The sequence below is a fragment of the Chamaesiphon polymorphus CCALA 037 genome (genome assembly GCF_003003845.1).
Classification (GTDB): domain Bacteria; phylum Cyanobacteriota; class Cyanobacteriia; order Cyanobacteriales; family Chamaesiphonaceae; genus Chamaesiphon; species Chamaesiphon polymorphus.
The window spans coordinates 1-4,525 of sequence record NZ_PVWO01000474.1 but is presented as its reverse complement, the minus strand read 5'-3'; the positions used below and the strand labels follow the sequence as shown (position 1 = coordinate 4,525).

Annotated in this window: 1 protein-coding gene; it reads right to left on the bottom strand. The window is 47.9% G+C overall.

Annotated elements, in window-relative coordinates:
* Nucleotides 1–151: 151 nt before the first annotated feature.
* Entirely contained in the window at nucleotides 152–4,288 is a 4,137-nt protein-coding gene (locus C7B77_RS24675) for a non-ribosomal peptide synthetase (protein ID WP_181244017.1), read from the bottom strand.
* Nucleotides 4,289–4,525: the final 237 nt, after the last annotated feature.

Sequence of the window (4,525 nt, the reverse complement as noted above, 5' to 3'; positions counted from 1 at the left end):
CTTAAACGAAGTCTAGTGAACTTGTGTATACACGGTAGCCTTGCCCGTAGGGCGGGATGGGTAGATCTGTGCTTACATCTGACTCGATCGAATCGGATGGTTTGAATATGCGCGAAACTTACTTTAAGCTTCAATCCAAAATCCGAAATTCCTAACCTAGACAAATCTGAAGTTTCTCTGCCAAAACTTGCACGTTGGGTTTGGTGACCATGGTGTGATGGTCGCCGGGGATCCAGTGGACGTTTAGGTCGTGGGTGGCGAGTTGTTGCCATCCGGCGATCGATTCGAGGGAGTCGGCGGCGATGCCACCTTCGGCGAGGAAGAGATCGACGGTGCCGGGGTAGGGTTGGGGATTGTAGTCGTTGGCGGCGAGGATGTGACCTTTGAATACTTGGAGGAGTCTTTGGGCTTGCGCTACATCTAGTTCGGGGGGGATGCCCAAAATCGCGCCATTTTTGCGGGCGAGTAATTCTTCGATGAAGTCTTTATCGTCGGCTACGTTCAATTCTTCAGGATCTGTAAATGGGGATGTATCTAGCAATACGACGGTGGCTACTTCCTGACCTTGCGATCGCAGTTGTTGGGCGATCTCGAAGGCGACTAGTCCGCCAAAACTCCAGCCGCCAATTTGGTAGGGGCCTTCGGCTTGCACGGTTTTCATCACTTGGATGTAGTAAGCTGCCATATCTTCTACTTTGTTGTGCAGTGTTTGTTCCTCATCTAAGTCGAGAGATTCGAGTCCGTAGACTGGTCGATCTGGGTCTAAATTTCGGGCTAATTCTAGATAGGAGAGGACGGTACCACCGCCGGGATGAACGAAAAATAATGGTGGTTTGGAGCCATTAGCCTGGAGTGGCATGAGTGTGGATAAGAATGGTTCGTCGGTGGTGGTGGAGAGGATAATCTGGGCGAGATGTTCGATCGTGGCTCCTTGGAAGAGGGTGGCAAGGGAGAGCTTTTTGTCAAATTGCTGCTGAATCCGCGCCATTAGGCTCACGGCGAGGAGGGAATGACCGCCGAGGTCAAAAAAGTTATCGCGAATGCCGATCGGGCTGATATGGAGGATTTCTTCCCAGATCTGCATTAATTGGAGTTCGAGGGCATTACTGGGGGCGACATAGCTAGGATTGAATCCTAGTGCTGGCACTGGCAGGGCTTTGCGATTGACTTTGCCGTTGGCGGTAAGGGGGATGGCCTCGAGGAAGACAAACGCGCTCGGTATCATATATGCTGGGAGCTTGCGATCGAGGAAATCCCGGACTTCTGCATTCGTCAGCGTTTGGGTGGAGACAATATAAGCGACTAGATTTTGGTTGCCGGGTTGGTCTTCTCTGACGATCGCGGTTACTGCTTTAATGTCAGGATGTTGGGTTAGGACTGCTTCAATTTCGCCTAACTCGATCCGGAAGCCACGAATCTTGACTTGGAAGTCGATCCGATCGAGAAATTCGATATTACCGTCGGGGAGATACCGCGCTTTGTCGCCAGTTTTGTACAAGCGGGGGGATAGGATCGGGTGGAAGGGATTGGGGATGAAGGCTTGCTGGGTGAGTTCTGGCGCATCTAGATAGCCGCGTCCGACACCTGCACCACCGACGTAGAGTTCGCCTGGTACGCCGATCGGGACTGGTTGTAATAGGCGATCGAGGATGTATATTTGGGTATTGGCTACCGGACGACCGATCGGTAGATTGAGGATTTCGGCTGGGGGCGACGTATAAATTGGATAATGGGTGACATCATCGGAACATTCTGTCGGCCCATAAGCATTCATCATGGGCACGTTGGGATAAAGCTCGAACCACTGACGGCACAATTGGGGTGGTAAAGTTTCACCTGTAAGTAATAACCACCGCAGGGAGAGTTTGGGTGGCGTGCCATTGAGTTCGATCTGTTGGAGGATCGCGCGTAATAGGGATGGGACAATTTCGAGGATGGAAATCTGCTGACGCGCTACGAGGGCGAGTAATTGGGACGGATCGGCGGCAATTTCGGTGGTGACGATCTCGACTCGTCCGCCAACTAGGAGGGGAATCAGAAATTGCCAAATACTGATATCAAAGGTTTGGGCGGCTGTTTGCGCGACGATATCGTTAGCACTCAAGCCTAGATCCGTTACTTTGGCATATAAATGATTCAGCATCCCCCGATGTTCGAGCATCGCACCTTTAGGCGTCCCAGTGGAACCGGAGGTGTAGATTGTATAGGCTAAATTATCTGGAGTGCAACGGATTGGTAGGTTGTCACTGGCATAATCTGGGGCAGAAAGTTGATGAAAATCTAGCAGTTGAGAGTTGGGTAAGTCGCTCACAATTAGTTCTAGCGTTGGTGTCCACGCGCTGGATGTCAAGATTAAGGGCACTTGACTTTGGACGATCGCTTGCTGGATGCGTTCGATGGGATGATGGGGATTGAGCGGTAAATATGCCCCACCAGCCTTGAATACCGCGAGCATGGCAGTGAGGAAATCGAGATTCCGATCGGATACTAAGGCAACGAGCGTTTCGGCACCCACACCCAGTTCGACTAAATGTCTCGCCCAGCGATTCGCCCGCTCGTTTAATTCTTGGTAGGTAAGATCGCGATCGCCATAATTAACGGCAATTGCCTCAGGTGTGCGGGCAACTTGCGCTTCAAATAATTGCGGAAAACACTGCTTGCACTGAGCGGAGCCGAAGTGCTCTGAGGGATAGTCCGCTTGAGTTTGATTCCACGTCTCGACAATCTGATGTCGATCGATTTCATTTAATAACGGTAGTTGGGCAATTTGTTGCTGGGGATTGGCAACGATTCCAGCGAGTAATGCTTGGAAATTAGCCGCCATCCGCTCGATCGTATCTCGATCGAATAATTCTGTTTTATATTCCCATCCACTGACTAATCCTGTCTCCGATTCTTGAATCGAGAGCGTCAGATCGAATTTGGTATTAATATTCTCCAATTCCAACGGCGTAATCTGGAGTCCTGGTAATTCCAAGTTGCCAGTTGGTGTGTTCTCTATTTCAAACATTACTTGAAATAGTGGCGAATAACTGAGCGATCGCTCTGGTTGCAGTTCTTCAACTAACTTCTCGAATGGTAAATCTTGGTGTTCTTGGGCATCCAAAGTATTTTGCTTTACCGATTCGAGTAACTCCAAGAATGTCTGGTTCGATCGGAGTTTTGTACGAATGACTAATGTATTGACAAAAAAGCCGATTAGCGGTTCTGTTTCCCGTCGATTGCGATTGGCGATCGGCGAACCAATTACGACATCATCTTGCCCGCTATACCGAGCGAGTAATACATTAAAAGCTGTCAACATCGTCATAAATAGTGTCGTACCCGATCGCTGACTCAGCGCAGTTAATTGTTGGCTTAAACCTCGCTCTAAGCTAAATTCGACAAAATTCCCCGCAAATCCCTGAATCGACGGGCGGGGACGATCGATCGGCAATTCCAACAGCGGCGGTGCCCCAGTTAATAAATCTTTCCAATAATTAAGTTGCTTGTCTAAAACATCGCCAGTCAACCAATTGCGTTGCCAATCAGCAAAGTCAGCATATTGAAGAGTTAATGCAGGTAATGTAGAAGATTTACCATCGCAGAAAGACTGATATAACTCAGATAACTCATTAATAAACACCCCCATCGACCACCCATCTGAAATAATATGGTGCATCGTAATCAGCAACACATGAGATGTGTTATTCAATTGAAGTAATTTAACTCGAACCAAAGGAGCCACAGCTAAATCGAAAGCTGCCTGCGACTCATCGATCGCCAACTTTTTCACTTTCGCTGACTGTTCTAATTCGGGTAACTGCTGTAAATCGATGACTGGAATATCTACTAAAATATCGCTACTAATTACCTGAATCGGTGCGTCATTTACCAACTCAAAATGAGTCCGCAATGCCTCGTGACGACGAATAACTTCCATCACCGCCATCTTTAAAGCGGAGATATTTAGATCGCCCGATAATTGCAGAGAAACCGGAATATTATAAGTAGCACTCGCCCCTTCCAAACGATCGAAGAACCACAACCGCGCCTGAGCAAAGGAGACAGCTATATTACCATCTCTTTGCATCGGTTTAATTGAATCATCAGTAGGATTAAGATCCAAATGATGCTGCTGAAGAAAGTCGATTAGTTCTGCCTTGCGATCGGCTAGTTCGTTACGAATCTCTACTGTCAATGCTCCTTTTGGTGCGTTACAGCGCAGACGAGTTCGATCGAGATCGTCAACCCATAATTTGATGTCTAGGCTGGATAAATTAGAGATAAATTCTTTGGTAGTTTGCATAATATGTATTTGATAATATATTGAAAAAAACAAAGTTTTAATATATGTAGGGTGGGCAATGCCCACCATCTAGATTTCATCGATATTCACGACTTTCGATCGGTTGGATTTGGCTTTGAGAGAGAATTGAGAGCATAGATTGTGCTGGTGGGCATTGCCCACCCTACGGAAATTACTACTCTTGCTCCTCTCCGAGGAGATACCCTGTCTCTTATACACATCTGACGCTGCCGACGA

What these genes read in the sequence shown, in the direction of transcription:
- C7B77_RS24675 (WP_181244017.1), bottom strand. Translation starts at nt 4,288, where the DNA reads ATGCAAACTACCAAAGAATTTATCTCTAATTTATCCAGCCTAGACATC.